The sequence below is a fragment of the Roseateles sp. P5_B10 genome (assembly GCF_056400485.1).
The window spans coordinates 1-1,171 of sequence record NZ_JBFULE010001200.1 but is presented as its reverse complement, the minus strand read 5'-3'; the positions used below and the strand labels follow the sequence as shown (position 1 = coordinate 1,171).

Genomic DNA, 1,171 nt, shown 5'->3' with positions numbered 1-1,171 from the left:
TGGTTCCTGCGCTGCCGCGACCTGATCGACAGCTACAAGCCCGACCTCGTCTACTTCGACAACGCTCACCTGCCGCTCGGCCAGGCCGGCCTGGACATCGCGGCGCACTACTACAACGCCAGCATGGCCTGGCACGGCAAGGTAGAGGCAGTCATCAACGCCAAGGAGCTCTCACCCGTAATGCGTGGCGGCGTGGTGGAGGACCTCGAGCGCGGCCAGCGCGCCGGCATCGAGCCGCTGCCCTGGCAGACCTGCACCTGCATCGGCGACTGGCACTACAACCGCGGCATCTTCGACGCTCACGGCTACAAGTCGGCCGCCAGCGTCATCCACCGCCTGGCGGACATCGTCTCCAAGAACGGCAACCTGCTGCTGTCCATCCCGCTGCGCGGCGACGGCACCATCGATGCCGACGAGCGCAAGGTCCTGGAAGACATCGCCGCCTGGATGGACCGCAACGGCGAGGCCATCCATGGCACGCGGCCGTGGCGCACCTTCGGCGAAGGGCCGACGAAGGTCGGTGGTGGGATGTTCAGCGAAGGCCAACTCAAGGGCTTCACCACCCAGGACATCCGTTTCACGACGAAGGCCGGCGCGCTCTACGCCATCGGGCTGGCGTGGCCGACGGACGGCGTCATGCGCATCGCCGCGCTGGCGCAAGACTCGGCGCTTGCTCCCGGCGCGATCGAGCGCGTCGAAGCCGTGGGCTCCACCGACAGCCTGCCGTTCAAGCGCACGCCGCAAGGGCTGGAGGTGCGGCTGCCTGAAGGCCTGGCTGGTTCGCCGGCCGTGGCGTTGAAGATTTCGKGCGGAGGACTCGCATGACGCTACCTATCCGCAGACATTTCCTGGCACGGGCGATTGCGCTCGTTGCCGCGCTGCCGGCTTGCTCGCTGGCGGCGCCGCCCATACCCACGAGCTCGCTGTTCGACGTCAAGCGCTTCGGCGCCAAGGGCGATGGCCGCACGCTCGACTCGCCAGCGATCAATGCGGCCATTGCTGCCGCAGCGACAGCGGGCGGCGGTACTGTCTATTTCCCGCCGGGGCGCTACCTGTCCGCGTCGATAAGGCTCAAGAGCAATATCACGCTCTACCTGGAAGCGGGCGCGGTGATCGAAGCGGTTGACGCGAGCGTGGCGCGCTACGACCTGCCCGAGCCGAACGAGGCCGG

At 67.8% G+C, this 1,171-nt stretch carries 2 protein-coding genes; both read left to right on the top strand.

The genetic code is table 11. From position 1 onward, the window contains the following. On the top strand, positions 1 to 825 hold an 825-nt coding region (locus AC1DU6_RS32095; RefSeq protein ID WP_477862251.1), incomplete at its 5' end, for an alpha-L-fucosidase. Then, positions 822 to 1,171: glycosyl hydrolase family 28-related protein (locus AC1DU6_RS32090; RefSeq protein ID WP_477862249.1), on the top strand; the 350-nt coding region annotated here is incomplete at its 3' end. The genes AC1DU6_RS32095 and AC1DU6_RS32090, both read left to right, overlap by 4 nt.